The organism is Parasegetibacter sp. NRK P23, assembly GCF_023721715.1.
In the GTDB taxonomy this organism is placed as follows: domain Bacteria; phylum Bacteroidota; class Bacteroidia; order Chitinophagales; family Chitinophagaceae; genus Parasegetibacter.
On record NZ_JAMDLG010000001.1, the window covers coordinates 3205374 to 3227324 of the forward strand.

Consider the following 21951-nt stretch of genomic DNA (forward strand, 5'->3'; position numbering starts at 1 on the left):
CAAAGATACTTATAATGAAGGTTTTAGAGAAGGTTTAGAAATGGCCCATAACCCGAAGAAAGTAACAATGCCGTTGTAAATAAGTATTTCATAGCCTATTCTGAAGGAACCAAACACGCCTTCCGACCAAGATTTCACGCTTTCAAGCCAGTTGCCACCCAGTTTTAACTGGTCCTCGTACCAAGCTGGATTGTTGAGAAAATCCACGGCAAGGATCAATGTGGGTGCAAGCAAACACACGGCCAGCGCGAGTTTGTCGTTGATGGAACGTTTCGTAAGGATCCCAAAGGCGAACAAACCGAGCAAAGGCCCGTAGGTGAACCCGGCCACTTTCAGGATCACATCGATTATGGATTTGTTGTTCATCCATTTAAAACCCATCACAGCCAGGAAAAAGATCAGGGTAAAGGTGAAATGCACCGCAAGCCGCACTTTTTTTCTTTTCTGTTCGTCCCAGTCTTCGCGGCGTTTCAGCCCGATAATATCTATGCAATAGGAAGAAGTGAGGGCGGTAAGGGCGCCGTCGGCACTGGGAAACAAGGCGGATATCAGGCCAATGATAAAAATGATGGATACTGCCGTAGGCATGAACTGAAGTGCCACCGTAGGGAAAAGATCATCCGCTGGTACTTTGATGCCGCGGCTCTCCGCAAACAGGTACAGTAGTCCGCCGAGGAAAAGGAACAGGAAATTCACGAGCGCCATCACCACGCTGAAACTCAGCATATTTTTCCGAGAGTCTTTCAGGTTCTTTACGCTGATATTCTTTTGCATCATCTCCTGGTCAAGTCCGGTCATGGCCACGGTAATGAAAGCGCCGCCCATTATGTGTTTCAGGAAATAAGAAGAACTGTTGACGTCTGTATTGAAGATGCGGGTATAGCTTTTCTCCGCGAGAATGGTCATCGTAGAGCCGAAGGTTTCACCGATATTCGTCATGATGTACCAGGTACAGATCACGAGGCCCAGCAACATGAACGTTGTTTGCAGGGTATCCGTGAAAACGATGGTTTTTACCCCACCCTCGTAGGTGTACAACACAATCATGAGCAGGATGATGAATGTGGTGACCCAAAACGGCACCCCTAAATTATCGAGAATGAAAATCTGCAAAACATTAATCACCAGGAACAAACGCGCGGTGGCGCCCAGAGTGCGGGAGATGATGAAAAACAAGGCGCCCGTTTTATAAGATACCACCCCGAAGCGCTGCAGCAGGTAATTGTAAATAGAGGTGAGGTTGAGCCTGTAATACAATGGGAGCAACACAAAAGCAATCAGCAGGTAACCAATGAGGTAACCGATCACCACCTGGAAATAGGCGAAACCCGCTCCGCCCACAGTTCCCGGCACGGAAACAAATGTAACCCCACTGAGCGAGGTGCCGATCATGCCGAAAGCCACCAGCATCCAGTTCGATTTTTTGTTGCCGATGAAAAAAGAATCGTTGTTGGAATTACGGGAAGTATAGAAAGCCACCGCCAGCAAAACCACGAAATAAATGAGTACGATGGTAAAAAGCAGGGATGCAGACATTATATTTGTTTTAGGCCAACTTGTTGGAAATGAATTTTTTCAAAATAAAGGTTTTTTATGGAAATCCGATCGATTGCTGTTTTTTGTGGTTCCCAGGAAGGAAAGAATCCCCTTTATGCAGCACATGCCAGTGAGTTGGGCCGTATGCTCGCGGGACTAAACATCAAACTGGTATATGGCGGCGGCAACAAAGGACTGATGGGCAAACTCGCCGATGCCGTGATGGTGACCGGCGGCACGGTTATGGGCGTAATCCCCCAGGTATTGCTGGAATGGGAACAACAACACAAAGGCATCACCGAACTGATCGTGGTACCGGATATGCACACCCGAAAAAAAATGATGTATGAAATGTGCGACGCTGCCATTATTCTACCCGGCGGTTTCGGCACCATGGACGAATTCTTCGAAATGCTCACCTGGAACCAACTGAAAATTCACGACAAACCCATCTACATACTGAATACCGTCGGCTTCTATACGCCTTTACTGCAACACCTCAAAGCGATGGAGCGGGAAGGCTTTCTGTATGGTCCGGTGGAAGACAGGATTCATTTCTGCGAGAACCCGGGTATGCTGATCAATAAGGTGCTGGAAAGGTGATCAGAACCCGAAATTAAACCCAAAGCTTATAAATGGATTGGTGGAATACGGAGAACGCGCATCGTCCACCAGGTCGTACAAATACATAATAGTAAAGGCGCCGTTACCGCCTGTAGGAATATTCGCACCGCCGCCTACTAACATGGACGGGATGAATTTTCCTTCGTATTTCTGTGTAATATTATTTCCAAGGTCCTTAAACTTCCCCCAGGAATAATTGAGTTCAGGTTGCGCGTGGAGAATAATGTATTTAAGGGGATATAATCTCCCGAACACGTTCAGTCCGGCAAACCCCAGCTTATCTTCAATACCTCCGAAGTTCACTTTGTTGTAAATGAAATTCACCCCTGCGCCAGCAGCCACATGGTCTGTAAAACGATAACCCAGTTGAGGGGAAATATTGATGAAAGTATTGCTGCTGCCGAACCCCAGCCCGAAGTTCCCGCCTCCGAAAAGTTTGGACCGGTCAAAACCCTTTGTAGGTTCTTCACCGTCTTCATTGTCCTGGGCGGACAAAACTGTGGACAGCAAACAAAACAATACCGCGAAAGAAACGACTTTTTTCATACCAAGTTTTTAAGATGATGGAAATGGTTCATCTTCTGAAAGGGGTGCGTAAATGTACACAACCTTTCGGTATGGCGTATGCTGACACTTGCCATACGACACATTTAACATCTTTTAAACCAGCGGTAATGCCTAGTCGAATATTTTACCGGCGTTGAGGATATTGTGCGGATCGAAAGCCTTTTTGATGGCGCGCATCAGTTGCAGGTTGGTCTCTTCGAAAACGATGTCCATATACCCTTTCTGGATCAGGCCGATGCCATGTTCTCCGCTGATGGTTCCGCCCAGGCTTTTCACCAGTGCGAACAGGGCGCGGAGTCCTTCAATCATTTGCGGATCGTCCTGGCTGTTGGATAGGCCGGGTTTGTTGATGCGGATGTGCAGGTTACCATCGCCGGCGTGTCCGTAACAAACGGCATGGAACTGGTATTTTACGCCCAACTCCTTCACTCCACGGATCAGAGCGGGCAATTCGGCGCGGGGCACCACGGTATCTTCTTCAATGGTATAACCGTTCACTTTTACGGCTTCCGCGGTGCGGCGACGCAGTTTCCAAAGCTCGGCTTTTTGCTGGGCGTCATCCGCGAAATACAGTTCTCCAATATCGTATTGCATCAGCAATTCAGAGATGGCCTCCATTTCACTCATCAGTGTTTCGATGTGGTTACCATCCACTTCAATAATAAGGTGCGCCGCGGTATCTTCTGTGATGGGAACAGCGCTGCTGTCCACGAATTTGCTGACGATCTGGAGGGCGTCCACTTCCACGAGTTCCAATGCGCTGGGCGTGAAACCGGCGCGGAATATGGCGCTCACGGCTTCGCCCGCCTGCTCCAGGGAGCGGAAGGGTACCAGCATAAGCAGGTCGTGTTTGGGCAACGGAACCAGTTTCAGAACGATTTTGGTGACGATACCCAATGTTCCTTCGCTGCCCACCACCAGTTGGGTGAGGTTATAACCGGTTGAGTTTTTTAATACGTTGGCGCCTGTCCAGATGATCTCGCCTGTGGGCAATACAATTTGCAGGTTCAGCACATAATCTTTTACCACACCATATTTCACGGCTTTGGGACCGCCACTGTTTTCAGAGATGTTTCCGCCGATAAAGCAGGAGCCTTTACTGCTGGGATCGGGGGGATAGAAAAGTCCTTTTTCTTTCACCGCATCCATTAGTACTTCGGTAATCACACCGGGTTCGGTGGTTACCTGCAGGTTGCGTTCGTCGATGTGGAGGATGCTGTTCATCCTGTCGGTGGAAATCAGAACGCCGCCGAGGTGTGGCAGGGCGCCGCCGCTCAAACCGGTACCTGCGCCGCGTGGTGTTACCGGGATCCGGTCGCGGTGACAGATCTGCATGATGGCGCTGATCTCTTCGGGGGTACGGGGTTTCAACACAACATCGGGGAGGAAATGAAGGTGTTCGGTTTCGTCGTGGGAATAATACTGAAGCGTTTCTTCATCCATCCAAACATTCGCTTCTCCAAGAATACTACGGAAAGCTTCTACGTGCTCCGCGGTAACTACGCTTTGTGCTGCAACCACTTCCATAAACAGGTGTATAATTTGATGCAAATTCGCACAAAACCGGCAATTGAAAAAATTGAAATCTAAGGAAGATTGGAAGGTGGTTAGAGATTTTTTAAGAAAAGGGGAAATTTATTAGACAGAATCAGGGAAAGGAGGTGGTTTTATTTTGGGGAGAGGGGAATTGGTTGGGAGGATGTGGCCAACTAGTTGGGAGTGAGGAGTTGGTTGTGAGTGGTTGGTTAGTTGGTTAAGAGCGGGGAGTTAATTGGGAGTGGGGAGCTGGTTGGGAGGATGTGGTCTACTAGTTGGGAGTGAGGAGTTGGTTGTGAGCGGTTGGTTAGTTGGTTAAGAGTGGGGAGTTAATTGGGAGTGGGGAGCTGGTTGGGAGGATGTGGTCTACTAGTTGGGAGTGAGGAGTTGGTTGTGAGCGGTTGGTTAGTTGGTTAAGAGTGGGGAGTTAATTGGGAGTGGGGAGCTGGTTGGGAGGATGTGGTCTACTAGTTGGGAGTGAGGAGTTGGTTGTGAGCGGTTGGTTAGTTGGTTAAGAGTGGGGAGTTAATTGGGAGTGGGGAGCTGGTTAAGGCGATGAGTTTGTTAGGACGTTGAGGGGCCTGTTTGGGGGTAGTCGATGGGAGGTCCCTCGCTGCGCTCGGGATGGGTCAAAATTTAGGACACATACTTTGGCGGCGGTCGCCATTGTAGGTGCTGAAGAAGCCTTGTTTTACGATACCGAGTTCGTAAGCGCCACGGGAACCATTGTAAGGCGCAAGGCCCGATATCGTGGCATCGTAGCTGAACGTGAGACGGAGATCGTTCCACTGGAAACCGGCCATCGGGATCACGGCATCGGAGGAACGGTAGTAGATACCGCCCAGCAGTTGGGTGGCGCCATCACCGGAAAGGTTATATTGGGCGTAACCTCCAATAGTGAATTCCGAGGAATTGGCCTGCATGGTATAATAGACGTTTGGATTCAGGATTACGAGATCGTTCATTTTGAAACTGCCGTTCAGAAATCCTATGTAACGGCGTGGAATACGGGTGTCACGACCAGTTTCCGGCGTAAAGAAAGTTTCCTCCGGACGGTTGATGTGGTGTACGGATACGCCACCGTTCAGGTAAATATTTTCCGTAGGGAAATACGCGTAGTTCAGTCCGGCCTGCATATCGAAATAGCCTACATTGTTCCGTGCAACTACAACGCTGGTTGGAATCTGGCCATCAAAAAACTTCCCGTCAAACTGGTCGGGGAAAGTGAGTTTGGTGATATCTATTCTTTTGTTAGCATAGCCTACGTTAAAACCGGCGCTCAGCAAACTGCTGTAACCCAGCATCTGGTGGTAGGCCACGGAGCCGTACACTTTTGTGGAAGCCAGTTGACCGGTGCCGGCCACATCCCGGAGAATCACGCCACCTAGTCCAAGCCATCCTGTTTCAAATTTATCCCGCATCACTTGTGCATCACCGTAAACACTCATTGTTTTATAAGGCACCTGCATCACATTGGACCATTGGTTCCTGTAATTCACTCCCAGCCTGTAGTCAGCGTCAGGAAGAAACCCGGTATTGGCGGGATTCGTGGTAAGCGGCGTGTGGTAGAACTGGGAGAAATGCAGGTCCTGGGCTTGTAATGAGCCCCCACCTAATAAACAAGCCAAGGTGTATCCTACCAGGCGCCTGTTGTTTTTTACGGGCACGGGTACTGGTACAGGTTGGGCTTCCCCATTCCTGATCCAATCCAGCAATCGAGTCCAGATACTCTTCAGTGTTGTCATCTTCTCCCCCATAATCTATCTGTTTTCCGGTTTCGGTATTAGCCGCTACCTCATTAACGTAATATCGCCCTTTTTGGTTGTTTTCGTACCATCGAAAAATTCCACTTCCAGTGTATATACATACACATCCATGGGCTGAATGGCACCTTTGTAGGTTCCGTTCCATCCCTGCCTCCTGTCGGTACTTTCAAACATCAGCTGCCCCCAGCGGTTGTAGATTCTGAAACGCATTTTCGAGATACCGAATCCTACCACGTAAACAGTATTCACGCGGGCGTCGCCCTGTGGCACGAAGGCGGAAGGCACATCCACCAACGGCAATACAATGGCCCTAACTTCCTGTGTGGCCGTATCGGTGCATCCTCCTGCATTGTACGTAATTAATTGAACAAGGAAAGTGCCGGTAGCATTGTACTGGTGGCGCACCGTAGTGTCTCTTCTGATGGTAATCAGTGAATCGCCATCGCCGAACAGCCATTTGTATCGTATACCATCAGTGGAGGAATTGTTAAAGAAATCCACCGGCGTGTTCTCAACCGGTTCCACAGGACTGTAACTGAAGGCCGCTGTTGGTTTCTGGAAAATAGTGATGGTCACGGACGTTTCGTCTTCCAGGTTACAGGTGTTAGGATCTACGGCACGGAGGCGTACTGTGTATGTACCCGGATTTTCATATCGTTTCGTTGGGCTAACATCCGTAGAAGTAGTGCCGTCCCCGAAATCCCAGAAGAAATCCTGCCCTGCCAGTGAAACGTTGTTGAATACGGCATCATAAGGAGCACAACCTGTGGGTGGGGTTTCTATCCTGGCTTCCACCACGGAACTTACCCGGATGGTGAAGCGCAATGTATCGGGGTAATTGCAATACCGGTTGTCCAGCAGAATCAAAGCTCCATTGTAAGTGCCCGGCGACGCATAGCTGTGTGTAACACTAGCGGTGGATGTGGGCACGATAGCGGTTCCATCACCAAAATCCCAGGCGAAACTGGTTGGTCCGAACGGTAAACCTGTTGGTGCGAGGGAGAGGTTATCGAACCGGTAGTTAAGCGCTTCGCAGGGGTCAAGTTTTTCGAAATCCATAGCCAGCGCAGCTTTATTGTCGCCTGCCTGAATAGTCAGGTATGCCGTATCCCTTCCGTTGCAGGATTCGGGATCTATGGCGATGAGCCTCACGGTGTAGGTTCCTACAGCCGTGTAGGTGTGCTGGGTGGTGAAAGAAGTGGTAGATACGTCAGGAGAGCCGTCACCAAAATTCCATTCGTAAGACTTAGCGTTGCGGATATTATCCCTGAAATCAACCACGAGCGGGATACAACCTGAGGAATCTCTTCTGCCGTTTATTGTGGCTGTTGGTGCGGCCCCCACACCTGAATAATTGAAGGCAATTTTTACCATTCCCAGGTTACACCTGTCACTCCCATTTTTCTCGCTCCACGATCCGGCTGTAGTAGGAAATGGAGGCCTGGGAGGGCCACCTGCCTCATTACAGTTGGCGCAGATTGCCTGGTATATTACGCCGTTTTCATCAAACCTGCTGGTGCCGCCATCAACATGTTCGGTAATTCCCAGGGCCTGTCCGAAAAATGAACCATACAGCAGCGACTCCGCATTCCGCTTTATGACAATAAAATAAAAATCTCCGTTATCCGTGTCCTTTTGGTACGCATCTGCAGTAATCGGAAGACCGGAAGTACCTAAGCCGGTGTTCCCATAGGCACCAATTTTCCCACCCCAGCCAGAAACGTAAACATTTTCACACCTGTCTACAAGAAATGCTGTTGGCGAAATATTAGGACCGTTGGAAGTGCCGAATGTGGTGGAATACACGTAATCAGTAAGGTCAGGGCGCAATTTAGAAATAAACTGCTTTCCGCCATTTTGAAAATATGTTGCATTCAACACCGGCCATGAGCCCGTTGTAGTGCCCATAATATAAGGAAAACCTGCCCTGTCGAATTGTATACCGAAAATAACGTCTGTGCCAGTGGTTCCGTAATAACAGAAGCGGCGCATAGCGCTACCATCGGGTGTAATTTCAGCAACAAAGCCATCCACACCATCCAACAACTGCCCCTGCTGAACATTGGTAATCTGTCCAGAAATATCTTTGCTCTCCGTAGCGCCAGCAACAAAAATATTCCCAGTGAGCGGATTTTCAGCCAGCACAAACGCGGCATCGTTATTTGCTCCTCCAAACCTTGCGGCGAAAAGCATCTGAGATAAATCGGCATTAAATTTCAGCAATACCGCATCCTGAAGCCCTTGCTCCGTTGTACTAAATGCGTTGCGAGCGGGAAAATTATCAGACTGCGTACAGGAGGCCAGGTAAATATTCCCGTTTCTGTCAAGTATCACTTCACTGCGTGCGTCATCACCATAGTTTCTAGCCAGCGAAGAAGGCCCACCCCGGGATGCCGAAACATTAACCCCGTCATCCCCCCTGCCAGCAATAATTTTTGTGCCGATGGCGGCTGTTCCGTTGGCATTCAGTTTCACCACGAAAATATCCCAGCCCCCCCGCGTTCCAATTACATCTGCAGCGCTGTTCAATGGAAAATCCGGGGAGGTTGTGCGACCGGCAACTACCAAATTCCCCTGTGCATCAACCACCATACTGTGCGGCTGATCGTTGCCGGAACCTCCTATATACGTGGAATAAATACGGTTTCTTCCCAGTGCATCCAGTTTTATAATGCCCACATCAAATCCTTCAGAGGTGGGAGAAGTCGGACCTCCCCCAAATCGGCTCTGATACGCGCCCGGAGTAGTTTGAAAATCCCCTCCCATTATTATTCCCCCTCCGTAAAAACTTCCATCCGCCCCATAAGTGGCAGTGAAGCCCCAGTTGTCGGATCCACTTCCGGAAAATGTTGAAAATACAATCGTAGGGTCTATTACCAGTGACTTTGAGCGGTCGTAAGTATCAGCTTTGAATTTCACCTCTTTCCCTTTCAGCGCATATCGCATCCCTATTTCGGCCCGGCCATTTTCACCAGTCTGGTAAGAAAGCGGATACAGTTCCGTTACCTCACCTACTGTAGTTTTTATTTTAAGCTGGTTCTGCTTCACCTGCATTTTGGACACCCCTTCGTATTGAAGGGTAATGTCTTCTACTTTTCCACCAGGTTTTACAATAAAATCATACTTAAGCTGCCCGCCATCTGAGTAAAACCGAAGGTCTATATTTTCATAGATTTCGTTCATGGATACAGCAGTATAGGACTTGCATCCTCCGGCACTCCTTTTCACCTTGTCCCGCCCAACGTTGATGTAGTTTGAAACTGATTGAAGTGCTTTGTCACCGCGAACTTTTCGCGCATCAATTTTTGCGCCCGGAAGTGCGACCTTATAAACATGGTAACGTAGCACTCCGGAGTCAATACCTGAATTTGGCTGATGTTTATGAAGGTATTGCGACCACCGTTGTAAATCGTCGGGGTTATACTGCAAGATACTGATGCCTGATTTAGTCAGGAATACATACCCGTTTCCAGCCTGGCCCCTGAACAAAATTTCATCTGGCCATTGCCCCTTGTTCTCTGTAAACTCAATATTCGGGAAGTGCGTATGTTGGGCTACGGCATCAGGGGTGGTCCAAAAAAGTACTGCAAGCAATACTATGTAACTGAAGATTTTCAAAGTTACTTTTCTACAAGTTAATAAATAGATTGCAATGTATGCAGCTACGATATCTTACTCCATTCGGTTTTGCCTTTCAGGGATCGCAGGTGATCTTTTACCAGCAAATTTTCGGCCGAATTAAGTTCGGGATCGGCGGCAACTATTTTCTCTGCAGCAGTTTTGGCGATTTCAAGGATGGGTTTGTCTTGTACGATATCCGACAGTTTGAAGTTCAGCGCGCCGCTCTGGCGGGTGCCTTCAATATCTCCCGGGCCTCTTAACTCCAGGTCTTTTTCGGCGATCTCAAAACCGTTGTTGGTTTTGCACATCGTTGTTAACCGTTCCCTGGCGTCATTTGTTATTTTGAGCCCTGTTAAAAGTATGCAAAAACTTTTTTCTGCCCCCCTTCCCACCCGTCCTCTCAGTTGATGCAGTTGTGAAAGTCCGAATTTTTCCGCGTTTTCAATCACCATCACACTGGCGTTCGGCACATTCACCCCCACTTCTATCACGGTGGTGCTCACCATGATCTGAGTATCATTGCGCACAAACCGTTGCATGTTGGTTTCTTTTTGTTCCGCAGGCTGGCGGCCATGCACCATGCTGATCCAGTATTTCGGTTCAGGGAACCAGGCTTTCACATTTTCATACCCCTTCATCAGGTTCTCGTAATCCAGTTTATCCGATTCTTCGATCAGCGGGAAAATGATGTATGCCTGTCGCCCCTTATCAATTTCGGCGCGGATGAACTGCATTACCCTGGGCCTTGCATCTTCATAACGGTGAACGGTGTGCACAGGTTGCCTTCCGGGTGGAAGTTCGTCCATGACACTGTAATCAAGATCGCCGTAAGCGGTCATCGCCAGTGTTCTGGGGATGGGCGTGGCCGTCATTACCAGCACGTGCGGGGGAATGGCCGCTTTCTTCCAGAGTTTCGCCCTTTGTTCTACCCCGAAGCGGTGTTGTTCGTCTACCACAACCAGTCCAAGGTTACTGAACTGCACCTTATCTTCTATCAATGCGTGGGTACCGATCAGGAAGTTGGTTTCTCCCGAAAGCACCGAGGCCAGTATTTTTTTCTTTTGCGCGGCCTTCAGACTCCCGGTAAGCAAGGCTACCTTCACCGGCATTTGGCTCAACAGCGCTGAGATTCCTTCGTAATGCTGGCGCGAAAGTATTTCAGTGGGCGCCATGAGGCAGGCCTGGAAACCATTGTCGGCGGCCAGCAGCATCGAGAGCAGGGCCACAATGGTTTTACCGCTCCCCACATCACCCTGCAAAAGGCGGTTCATTTGTTTGCCCTGCGCTGTATCCTGTCTTATTTCTTTCAATACGCGTTTCTGCGCGCCCGTTAGGTCGAAAGGAAGATGCTCATGGTAGAACGTATTGAACAGCGCTCCCACTTTATCGAATACCACACCCCGTGAGAAGCGGTGCCGTTGCGATTTCACCAGGTTCAGCCGGAGCTGCGCGTAGAAGAACTCTTCAAATTTCAACCTGCGGATGGCCGCGTCGAAATGTGCGGTGTCCACCGGGAAATGGGCGTTCCTGTACGCCAGGTAACGGGGCATCAACTGGTGTTCCTTCAACAATGACTCGGGCAGGTTCTCCTTCAGTTCAGTGGCGGGCACCTTGTTGAGCAGTTCAAAACTTAGTTTGGAGATGGCGCGGCCGCTTAATCCACGGGCCTTTAGTTTTTCGGTACTGGGATAAACGGGTTCCAGGAACGATTTCCCTTCCTTCGCGGCGGGAGAAAAAACTTCGAGTTCCGGATGCACCATCTGTGGTTTCCCCATGAAGAAACCTGTTTTACCGAAAACAAGGTATTGCTGCCCGGGAACGATCGTCTTCTGCACCCAGGATATGCCCTGGAACCAGGTCAGTTCAAGTATTCCCGTACCATCTTTGAGGAAGGCCGTCAACCGTTTCCCCTTCTTCTCCCCTTGAATCTGCATATCGTACAATACCCCGGCCACCTGGATGTAGTCGGTATTCGGGGTGATTTCCGCTATCTTTCTTACCTGTGTTTTGTCCACATGGCGGTAAGGGAAAAATTCCAGCAGGTCCTTAAAAGTGAACAACTGCAATTCTTTCTTCAGCATATCCGCACGGAGCGGACCAACACCTTTGAGGTATTCGATGGGTGTGGATAATATGGAATTGTTGCGTTCGATGGGTGCAAAGATAGCCTGTTCCTATTTTCAGGAAGGCCATCCTGTTCGGCCGTAGAAAATTTTCTATTTCCGGGAACTTTTTACCCAAGCCTGCGCCGAAACAACATATTAACTTTTTGCGTAAAGCCTTTCTTTAATATTAATTCCTAGAAAATTATGCTACGTATTTGCATAATTGTTAGAATATTCAGATATTGGCCCGGTTTTTAAAGTAAGCCTGCTATATGTAATCGTTTCCATCCTAGGAATTTCCCGCATCATCCGTACCATACACTTATCAAACAAGAAGTATATGGTCAAAGGTTTACAATCCTGGTTAGTCGTTTTGTCTTTTTTATGTTGCGGAGCGGCAATGGCCCAAACGCATACGCCCAAACAAGTGAATATTTCTTCGCAGGTAAAGGGGTTTTATGAGTATTTACCCGTTGGTTACAACGACAATGCCCGGCAGTACCCTTTGCTGATCAGCATTCACGGTCGCGGGCAGTTGGGAAATGGCTCGCCTTCTGAAATTGGACTGGTCGCGAAGTATGGGATACCGCTGCTGATAGAGCAGAGCAAGTTTCCTACCAGCTTTTCTGTAAATGGCAGTACTTTTTCTTTTATTGTACTGTCACCGCAATTTACCGCCACTCCCAACAACACCGACATCAACAACCTGCTGGAATACGCTTACAAGACTTACCGCGTTGATAAAAGCCGTATTTACCTCACGGGAATGAGTATGGGCGGCGGTGCCACCTGGGATTTTGTGGGCAGCTCCCTGCAGAACGCCGTAAAAATAGCCGCCATTGTACCCGTTTGCGGCGCCACCACCCCCACCAGTTCCAAAGCCGAAAAAATGGTGGACGCCAAACTTCATATCTGGGCCACCCACAATGATGGCGACCGCACCACTCCGGTTTCCAATACCAACAACTTCATCAGTTACATCAACGCCCTATCTCCTGAGGTAACACCTAAAAAGACCATCTTCCCGATTGTAACACAAGGTGACACCCATGACGCATGGACCAAAACCTATGATCCCGCATTCAAGGAAGACGGAATGAACATTTACGAGTGGATGCTGCAATACAGGATCAGCGCCGCAGGTGCGCCCACACCGGTGGTGATGAATAGTATGGAAGCCCGGTTGAAAAACAACAACGAAGTGCTGATTACCTGGAACACGGCGGTGGAAACCGGCAACAACTTCTTCACACTGGAAAAATCTTCCAATGGCATTACATTCACGCACCTCGCCGACATTCCTTCTGCTTATACGGGAGCGGCCAGCACAGGCTATTCCTTTACCGACGGCCCTGTTTCGGGAACAGTATTTTATCGCCTCTCCCAAACCGATCATTCCGGCAAAAAAGAATACTTCAACCTGATGAAGGTGACGGCTCAACCGGAAGGCAGTTTCCGTGCAGGCCCCAACCCGCTCACCGGATCGCAGCCATTGAAGCTGTTCGTGAACGATGCCGCAACCGGCAAAGTAGTGATCACACTGCTCGACAGCCAGGGAAGGACCATCAAAAATATTATCGCTGAAAAAAAGGAAGCCGCGGCAACCTTTACGATTCCCGCAGGCAATCTGCCCAAAGGAAGGTACATCGTTCAGTATACCAATGGGACGTTCACCCGGTCGGAATCAGTGATTAAACAATAACGGGAATAGTTCCTACAGTCCTATAAAAGAACTGGCGCATCATTCACGTGATGCGCCAGTTCTTTTATAGGGCAATACTTTTTTATCAAAGTACTTATTTTGTATACACTTCAATCATCCCCTGTGTATCGCCTCTTCTGGGAGCGAGAAAACTGTCTACCAGCTGATAATGCACTTTCAGGCTATCCCTGGTTCGGAAAGGGTAAAAGTTATTGAGTGTGGGAATGTATTCAAACAACACCAGGTCATATTCTTTCCTGCTGATTTTGCTTTCAAACAAAGCGGCTTGTTTGTTGAACATACCCACGCCAAGGTGATACCATAACGGATATTCGGACCCTTTCTCCAGTTTGAAAGGCACTTCCGCCGCAAGCGAAGTGAGTTCGCTCATGTTCAGCACCTTCGGGTCCTGTTTTTTGAGCACCTGCATGTTCATCAGCCTTTCAATACCATCAACGGTGGGTTGTGGCATGTATATTTTTTCCAGTGTTTTCAATTTACTGAAAGTCCATTGCTCCATGGGAACATCCTTTGCGGGCGGGTGAATCATATAAGTTTTCTTGTTCACCACATTCTCACCAGTGGCGGAAACCACTTCTTCGGAAGGTGGCAACGCCCTTGCGGCGATGCGCTGAATGTATTTCCAGTACACTTCACTCCACCAAAGCATCAATCCGGCAAAGCCTATGAAAAGCGTGAGCGGTTTCGCGAAATCAAGCAACGCCAGCTTACTCAACCTGTACAGGATGAAGGCGAAAGCGAAGCTGTGGAAGAAAATATTATTGTCCGGAGGCGTATAACTGGTAACCTGGAATACACTCGCTTCCAGCAGGATGGCCATAGTGAGCAGAAAAAACATCACTTCACCCTTATCGTTCAGCCAGTCTTTGAACCTATTGAAACGGGGTATCATCAATATAAAAATAATGGCGAGGTAAAACTTGATCCATTCGGAGCCAGTAAAAAATTCATCCAGCAGGTCGAATGGCACCACCCGTGCGCTGTGTGGCGCCTGGCCGTGGTTGAACCAGTAACCGAAACCATTCGGACCAAGTGTAGCAATCACCAATACCAGCAAGGCCACGAAACCTGTTACATAAAGCAGTAATCCCTTCCATACCTTATTCGTGAAAGCATGGTAAGCAGCCAGGGCCGCGCCGATCAGGAATCCCATGGCGCCGCCGTCCTGTTTGGTCATGAAGGAAAAGAACATAAACACCCCGCCCAGCAGCGCGAAAAATAAGGCGCGCGGCGCCGTGGCGTTGGAGAGGTACCTGAACAGGAAAGCCAGTCCAATGAATTCGTACACGATCACCGAATGGTTGTACCATGGCCAGAAATTAAAAAAAGAAAAGGAAATACAATACAGCAATACCGAAATATACCGGATGCCCGCGTGCACATCAAGGCTCTTCAGGATGGAACGGAAAGCCAGCCCGGAAATGATGTTGATAAACACCTGCGCCTTGATGAGGCTCACCATTTGCGGACCGAAAATTTTAAAGAAGATGCCGGGAATCACCCAATACATGCCACCCAGCGGCGTGCCGAAATCACGGAAGGGAAGCTGTCCCTCGCTTATCCGGTAAGCGCCTTCCCACGACAGAAAGATGTTCACCCGGTAGGGAAAAGTAACAAAGAGCGGAACCACGGCCAGAAGAAGGATAAAGAAGATATCGGTATAACCATACCATTTTTTCAACATAAAAGTTGTTTTACAGGGAGTTGTATTTGTAAACTTATTAAAAATAATCACACTGTTCCAGCTAAAACGCTATAACTTTTAATGAATTGTGTGTATTTTGGCGCTCAAACTCTTACCAGTGGCATATCTGAAACTATTAAGACCGAAAGACTGGGCCAAAAACCTGTTCCTTTATATTCCGGTTTTCTTTGCGGGAGAATTCTTCAACTTCCCGGTGATGTACCGGATCTTCCTTGGCTTTCTCGCATTTTCCGCCGTAGCAAGCGCTATCTACATATTAAATGATTACAGGGACAGGGAAGATGATAAGAAACACCCCGTAAAATGCAAACGCCCGCTGGCTTCCGGCGCTGTTTCCCCCAACATGGCGCTGGTGATCTTTTTCATCCTGCTGGCCGGTGGCTTTACCCTGGCCTGGTTCGTTCGTGATAAATTCGCTTTTATCCTGGGTATTTACTTTCTGATTAACCTGGGTTATTCCTTCGGATTGAAAAATATTCCCATCCTGGATATTGTATTGGTGGCCATCGGGTTTGTGCTGCGCATTAAAGCTGGTTCCGTGATCTCTTTTATACCGCTTTCCGAATGGATCATCATCATGGTGTTCCTGCTCGCGCTCTTCATGGCTATCGGAAAACGGCGGGACGATATCCTGCTGAAACTCAGTTCAGGCACCGATATGCGCAAGGCCATCAAAGGGTACTCCCTCGACTTCATGAATACGCTGCTGGCACTCGTTTGCTCCGTAATTGTGGTGGCTTACTTCATGTACACCATGTCGCCGGAAGTAGAAGAAAGAATGGGCACCTACCGCCTTTATTATACCTGCCTTTTTGTTTTAGCCGGAATTATGCGATATTTACAAATCATTTACGTATCCGCCGATTCCGGTTCTCCAACTAAAATCCTTTACAAAGACCGATTCATCCAGGTTACCCTGCTCCTTTGGATTGCCAGCTATATTTCGATCATTTACATGAAAGATATTACCATATTCAAATGAGATACACTCCGTTGATAACGGAACATATTTCATCTGGCAAACAATCAGAAAACGGTGCACATGAAAAAAGCAATCGCGAACTGGGGCAATTACCCGGTAATGGAATCGGATGAACAACTTTTCAGCTTCGATGAGGACCTTCAGAAGCTGGTAACCAAAGACGATCCCTTCATCCCACGCGGCAACGGCAGGTGTTACGGCGACGCCTCGCTGGCCACCCGTACCATCAATACCACGAAATACAACAAAATACTTTCCTTCGATACGGAGAACGGCATCTTTGAATGCCAGAGCGGCATCACCCTTGATCAGGTATTGGAAGTATCGATTCCCAAAGGCTGGTTTCTGCCCGTAACGCCCGGTACCAAATACATCACCATAGGCGGCGCCATCGGCAGCGACGTACATGGCAAGAACCACCACGTGGACGGAAACTTTTCCCACCATGTGATTGACATGGACATACTCCTCGCAGACGGCTCCACCGTTACCTGCTCCCCCACCCTGCACAGCGATCTTTTTGAAGCTACAGCGGGTGGCATGGGCCTTACGGGCATCATTACGCGGGTGAAGTTCTCCATGAAAAAGATTGAAACATCTTACATCCGCCAGAAGCAAATTAAGGCCGAAAACCTGGAGGAGATCATCCGTCTTTTCGATGAATACAAAGACTGGACCTATTCCGTAGCCTGGATTGATTGCCTGAAAAAAGGGAAGAACTTCGGCCGCAGTATCCTCATGGTGGGCGAACACGCGAAGCTGGATGAACTTTCTCCCAAACAAAAAGAAGCGCCGCTGGCCCTGCCGAAAAAAAAGCAGATTACCTTTCCCTTCAACCTCCCATCATGGGTACTGAACACCTTTACCGTTAAGGCTTTCAACTTTTTGTATTACGGGAAAAATTTCAAGAAATACATCGACAACATTGTTTCTTACGAGCCCTTCTTTTACCCGCTCGACGCGATCCTGCACTGGAACCGGGGCTATGGGAAAAAAGGTTTCGTGCAATACCAGTTCGTGGTGCCCATGAGCGCCAAACAGGGCCTTATTGAAATTCTCCAGAAAATCAGCGACCGGGGCATGGGTTCTTTCCTCGCTGTACTGAAAGTGTTCGGGGATAAGGATACGCTCATCGGATTTCCCAGCGAAGGTTATACGCTGGCCCTCGACTTTCCGGTAAGAGATGGCTTGTTTGAATTCCTGGATGAACTGGACCAGATCGTGCTGAAATACAATGGCCGTTTGTACATGTCGAAAGATGCCCGGATGAAACCCGAAATACTGGAGGCCGGTTATCCCAATCTGCCGCGTTTCAGGGAGATCGTAAAGAAATACAATCCCGCCAATAAAATAAGATCCGTTCAATCGGAAAGATTACACCTTACTTCAAAATAAGATATGCCAACTGTACTGATATTGGGCGCCAGTTCCGATATGGCGGGCGCCATCGCCCTGAAATACGCGGCCAAAGGATATGATATTCAACTGGCCGCACGGAAACCGGAACGACTAAAAGCAACGGCATCCGACCTGGCCATCCGCAACAATGTAACGTGTACGTTGCATGATTTTGATGCCGCAGACTTCGGTTCGCACCAGCAGTTCTTTCAATCGCTCCCCGTAAAGCCCGATGTCACCATTTGTGTATTCGGTTTACTTGGTACGCAGGAAACAGCCGAGCAGCACTGGCAGGAAGCGGAAGCCATCATTCATACCAACTACACCGGCGCGGTCTCTATTCTTAATATCATTGCCAATCACTACCAAAGCATGGGCAAAGGTGCCATCGCGGGCATCAGCTCCGTGGCAGGAGAACGCGGGAGAATGAGCAACTACCTGTATGGCAGTGCGAAAGCGGGGTTCACGGCCTATCTTTCCGGTCTCCGGAACAGGCTGTTCCACCACAACGTGCATGTGGCCACCATTCAACCCGGTTTCGTTTATACCCGCATGACCGAAAACATGCCGCTACCGAAATTGCTTACCGGACATCCCGCAGACGTGGCAGAAGCCGTGTACAAAGCGGTGGAACGCAAACAGAACGTGGTATACGTGAAGTGGTTCTGGAAATGGATCATGCTGGTCATCAAGATGATCCCCGAGTTCATGTTCAAAAAAATGAAATTGTGAAGAAGCAGCTTGCGCTTTTCGATTTTGACGGCACCATCACCACGCATGATACCTTGCTGGAATTCATCAAATTCAGCAAAGGGAAAGCGGCGTTCTACAATGGTTTCGTGCGGAACGCGCCCTACCTGGTGGGCATGAAAATAAAATTACTGCGCAACCAACAGGTGAAGGAAAGGATACTCGCGCATTTTTTCGGCGGAATGCCGCTGGATACCTTCCAGCAATATTGTGACGACTTCGCGGAAAAAATGATCCCCGGATTGCTGCGACCCGGTGCCATGGAAGAAATCGCCCGGTTGAAAAAAGAAGGCGCCACCATCGTGATCGTATCGGCATCCCCTGAAAACTGGATCAGGAAATGGGCGGCAAAAGAAGGACTACAACTGATCGCCACACAACTGGAAACAAAGAACGAATTGCTTACCGGTAAAATAATGGGTAACAATTGTTACGGCGCTGAAAAAGTGGCCCGCATCGCGGCGCTGTTCAACACGCAACAATTCGATCATGTGCTGGCTTATGGCGACAGCAGCGGCGACCGTCCCATGCTGGCCCTGGCGCATACCCCTCATTACAAACCTTTCCGTAGTTGAACAGCAACCGTTCCATAAAGGATTTGCTGGTACTGTTGCTGGCTTTCTGCATATCCCGTGTATTCGTGTCACTCGCGGGCATCGAAATGGAGCAGAACGCACTGTTACGGTATTGGCAGTACCTTGATGTGGAAACGCTGCGGCACAACCTGCTGGCAGGCGTTTGGTACGACCATACGCAACCTCCTTTTTTTAACTTGCTGCTGGGCATTGTACTCAAACTATCAGGCCCGGCTGCCCCCCTTGCATTTGTATGGCTGCTGAAAATAATTACGCTGGCCAATACATTCCTGCTGTATAAACTGGTTCAGAAGCAAACTACCGTTGCATGGATGCCGCTGGCGGTTTCCTTGTTCTATCTGTTAAGTCCGGGTACGATTGTATTTGAGCACGAACTTTTTTACACCACTTTCATCACCCTGTTCTTTTTACTAACCTGCAATGTATTGCTGCGGTTGCAAACAAATATCAGCTGGAAGAACGCGTTCCTCTTCGCTACACTGCTCCTGCTGATCTGCTTCACGAGAAGCATGTACCACCTGGCCTGGCTGGTGGTATTGAGTGCGGCGGTTTACCTGATGTTGCGGAAGCGGGCCCACAGTTCGCGGTTGCTGGTGGCAGGTTTGGCCGCCACCATTCTGGTAAGTGGATGGTATTATAAGAACAAGGTGATATTCGGCTCTTTCTCCACCTCTACCTGGCTCGGCATGAACCTGAGCAGGAACGCCTTCCATGACTCGGAGATCACCGATTCCACCAATATCGCGTCGCTTCCACCCTTTCAACCCATTTCCACTTACAGCAAGTTTATCACAAAAGATATTTCGCGGTTCAAAGGACTGAACGACAGAGATTTGTTTTCCGAATACAAAAACGATACGTTCCTGAATGTGAAGCATGCAGGTTATATTGAAGTCTCGGATCTGTACCTGAAATCGGGAAAAGAACACATCAAAAAGAAGCCGGTCGCATTCCTGAAAAACGTGGCGCAATCGGCCATCATCTTCTTCGCGCCTGCCACCCGGTATTCGGTCACGGAATTCCAGGCCCGTAAGATGCGGCATTACGACATTGTTTATTCCTTCAACTTGTCGCACTTTGCAAAGGGAAAGCAGGAAAGGCGCATAGCCATGGTGGTTTCCGCGCTACCTAAAATATTGCTGTACGCCGCTGTTTTCGGCTGGCTGTTCCTGCAATGGTTCAGCAACAGAAAACTTTCTCCGCTGCAATGGTTCATCCTGTTGACCATCGCGTATTCCTTCTGCCTGAGCTCAGTATTTGAACATTATGAAAACATGCGTTTCCGTTTTGAGACGGAACCGTTGTTCCTGCTGTTGCTTACCCAAGCGATCCTTTCTTCATTTCCGAAACTGCGAAATCACAAGCCCTCGCCGTAAGTGCCATATAAGTAAGAGAGGGGTTCTGACAGGCGGAAGAAGTCATACAACTTCCATCGGTGATGAACACATTTTTCACCTCATGCAATTGGTTCCATTTATTCAATACGGAAGTTTTAGGATCATGGCCCATTCTGGCGGTTCCCATTTCATGAACGCAATCGCCGCCTACCGAACTATAGTCGAACCCGGTCACATTCTTTAATCCGGCTTCGTGCAACATTTCCATGGCACTTTCTTTCATATCCTTGCGCATGGCTTTTTCATTGTCGCGGAAGGAGAAGTCGATCTTCACCAGTGGTATGCCCCATTTATCGGTTTTGTTTTCATCAAGTGTTACCTTGTTTTCTTCGTAAGGCAGTGTTTCGCCCCATGCTCCCATCCACATGGTCCAGATGCCCGGGGAAATCAGTTGCTCCTTAAAATCTTTTCCGAAGCCTTCCGTATGTTTCACGGTATCGTACCAGCTTCTTCTTTCCGCATCGGCCTGGATACCGAATCCACGGATATAGTCCTTTCTTTTGGTGGCTTCGTTCACGTTCCGGAAGCGTGGGATATAGATGCCGCCCGGTCTTCTTCCCACATAATACTGATCCATCAGTCCTTCATACTGCGCCTCCGCACCTATTCTGAAATGGTGGTCCATCAGGTTGCGACCCAGTTGGCCGCTGCCATTGCCCATACCCTCGGGGAAGGCATCGCTTTTCGACTGAAGCAGTATTGCAGCCGAAGCAATAGTGGAAGCATTCAGAAAAATCACTTTCGCAAAAAACTCTATTGACTCCTTTGTTTCTGTATCCACCACACGCACCCCTTTGGCCTGCCTGTTTTCCTTGTCATATAATACTTCGGCCACAATGGAAAATGGCCGCAGCGTGAGGTTACCCGTAGCCATAGCTACCGGAATGGTGGCTGAATTGGAACTGAAATACCCGCCAAATGGACATCCGCGGCTGCACAGGTTCCTGTACTGACAGGGACCGCGTCCATTCCAGCCCCGGGACAAATTCGCAAGGCGCGCGATGGTGACCAGTCTGTCGGGGAATTTCTTTTTGATTTCGTCTTTAAACCTGAGTTCGAGTGCATTCATGGCCATGGGCGGCAGAAAATCGCCATCGGGCAGGTGCGGAAGTCCTTCGCAGGAACCACTTATCCCAACAAAGCGCTCCACATAGGTGTACCAGGGTTCAATGTCTTTATAACGAATGGGCCAATCCACGCCCACGCCATCTTTGGCATTGGCCTCGAAATCGAGATCGCTCCAGCGGTAACATTGGCGCCCCCACATCAAAGAACGACCGCCCACCTGATAGCCTCTGATCCAATGGAACGGGTCGTTCTGGATATATGGATGATCCTTATCGCTAACGAAGAAGTGCTTGTTGCTCTCATCATATACCGTACTCTGAACGGGATTTTCAGTCTTTTCTTTTTCAGGGTTCACCAGGCGGTGGTCAAACTCCCAGGGATTCAGCGAAGCGGTGGGATAATCTTTCACATGCTCCACATTGCGGCCGCGTTCCAGCAAGAGTGTTTTGAATCCTTTTTCAGCGAATTCTTTCGCGGCCCAGCCGCCGCTGATGCCCGAGCCTACTACAATTACGTCGTAGGTATTTGTTTCCCGGGCCCTGTTGCTGATATGAACATTTTTTGCAGGATCTGCCAT

General features: G+C 48.9%; 15 protein-coding genes. 7 read left to right on the forward strand and 8 right to left on the reverse strand.

The annotated features are described in order from the left end of the window. Window positions 1–9 precede the first annotated feature (9 nt). Window positions 10–1536 (reverse strand): sodium:solute symporter, encoded by a 1527-nt coding sequence (locus tag M4J38_RS12970; protein WP_251760035.1) that lies wholly within the window; start codon window positions 1534–1536, stop codon window positions 10–12. Between the two features lie 57 nt (window positions 1537–1593). Between M4J38_RS12970 and M4J38_RS12975 the strand changes: the two genes are divergently transcribed. Continuing rightward, entirely contained in the window at window positions 1594–2139 is a 546-nt protein-coding gene (locus M4J38_RS12975; RefSeq protein ID WP_251760036.1) for a TIGR00730 family Rossman fold protein, read from the forward strand. Here M4J38_RS12975 and M4J38_RS12980 read toward each other — a convergent pair whose 3' ends face one another. The 5 genes from M4J38_RS12980 to recG all read right to left on the reverse strand — a co-directional run bounded on the left by M4J38_RS12980 (window position 2140) and on the right by recG (window position 11815). After that, a complete protein-coding gene (locus tag M4J38_RS12980) occupies window positions 2140–2706 on the reverse strand; it encodes a hypothetical protein (RefSeq protein WP_251760037.1) in 567 nt (188 codons plus the stop codon). A gap of 132 nt (window positions 2707–2838) precedes the next feature. Then, on the reverse strand, window positions 2839–4254 hold the full coding sequence (locus M4J38_RS12985; protein ID WP_251760038.1) for an FAD-binding oxidoreductase: 1416 nt from the start codon (window positions 4252–4254) through the stop codon (window positions 2839–2841). A gap of 638 nt (window positions 4255–4892) precedes the next feature. Then, a complete protein-coding gene (locus M4J38_RS12990) occupies window positions 4893–6020 on the reverse strand; it encodes a PorP/SprF family type IX secretion system membrane protein (protein WP_251760039.1) in 1128 nt (375 codons plus the stop codon). Between the two features lie 33 nt (window positions 6021–6053). Next, the gene (locus M4J38_RS12995) at window positions 6054–9212 is read right to left on the reverse strand and encodes a PKD domain-containing protein (protein ID WP_251760040.1); all 3159 of its coding nucleotides are present in this window, start codon (window positions 9210–9212) and stop codon (window positions 6054–6056) included. Between the two features lie 479 nt (window positions 9213–9691). Then, window positions 9692–11815 (reverse strand): ATP-dependent DNA helicase RecG, encoded by a 2124-nt coding sequence (recG, locus tag M4J38_RS13000; RefSeq protein WP_308217828.1) that lies wholly within the window; start codon window positions 11813–11815, stop codon window positions 9692–9694. A gap of 280 nt (window positions 11816–12095) precedes the next feature. Here recG and M4J38_RS13005 point away from each other — a divergent pair, with 280 nt between their 5' ends. Then, window positions 12096–13457 carry a T9SS type A sorting domain-containing protein gene (locus tag M4J38_RS13005; RefSeq protein ID WP_251760041.1) on the forward strand — a complete coding sequence of 454 codons (1362 nt, stop codon included), beginning with the start codon at window positions 12096–12098 and terminating at the stop codon, window positions 13455–13457. 94 nt (window positions 13458–13551) lie between these two features. Here the strand turns inward: M4J38_RS13005 and M4J38_RS13010 are convergent, their stop codons facing one another. Beyond that, window positions 13552–15162, reverse strand: a complete 1611-nt coding sequence (locus M4J38_RS13010) for a hypothetical protein (protein ID WP_251760042.1) — start codon at window positions 15160–15162, stop codon at window positions 13552–13554. A 118-nt stretch (window positions 15163–15280) separates the two neighbouring features. Between M4J38_RS13010 and M4J38_RS13015 the strand changes: the two genes are divergently transcribed. Genes M4J38_RS13015 through M4J38_RS13035 form a run of 5 tightly spaced genes read left to right on the forward strand, consistent with a single transcriptional unit; the run spans window position 15281 to window position 20285 of the window. Continuing rightward, complete coding sequence (locus M4J38_RS13015) at window positions 15281–16165, forward strand: decaprenyl-phosphate phosphoribosyltransferase (RefSeq protein ID WP_251760043.1); 885 nt, start codon at window positions 15281–15283, stop codon at window positions 16163–16165. Window positions 16166–16225: 60 nt separating this feature from the next. After that, window positions 16226–17560: an FAD-binding oxidoreductase gene (locus M4J38_RS13020; protein ID WP_251760044.1), complete on the forward strand. Its 1335-nt coding sequence runs from the start codon at window positions 16226–16228 to the stop codon at window positions 17558–17560. Window positions 17561–17563: 3 nt separating this feature from the next. Then, window positions 17564–18295 carry an SDR family oxidoreductase gene (locus tag M4J38_RS13025; protein WP_251760045.1) on the forward strand — a complete coding sequence of 244 codons (732 nt, stop codon included), beginning with the start codon at window positions 17564–17566 and terminating at the stop codon, window positions 18293–18295. Continuing rightward, complete coding sequence (locus M4J38_RS13030) at window positions 18292–18888, forward strand: HAD family hydrolase (protein WP_251760046.1); 597 nt, start codon at window positions 18292–18294, stop codon at window positions 18886–18888. Before M4J38_RS13025 ends, M4J38_RS13030 begins: the two co-directional genes overlap by 4 nt. After that, window positions 18885–20285 carry a hypothetical protein gene (locus tag M4J38_RS13035; RefSeq protein WP_251760047.1) on the forward strand — a complete coding sequence of 467 codons (1401 nt, stop codon included), beginning with the start codon at window positions 18885–18887 and terminating at the stop codon, window positions 20283–20285. Before M4J38_RS13030 ends, M4J38_RS13035 begins: the two co-directional genes overlap by 4 nt. Here the strand turns inward: M4J38_RS13035 and M4J38_RS13040 are convergent. Further along, the gene (locus M4J38_RS13040) at window positions 20227–21951 is read right to left on the reverse strand and encodes a GMC oxidoreductase (RefSeq protein WP_251760048.1); all 1725 of its coding nucleotides are present in this window, start codon (window positions 21949–21951) and stop codon (window positions 20227–20229) included. The two genes, M4J38_RS13035 and M4J38_RS13040, sit on opposite strands and share 59 nt — an antisense overlap.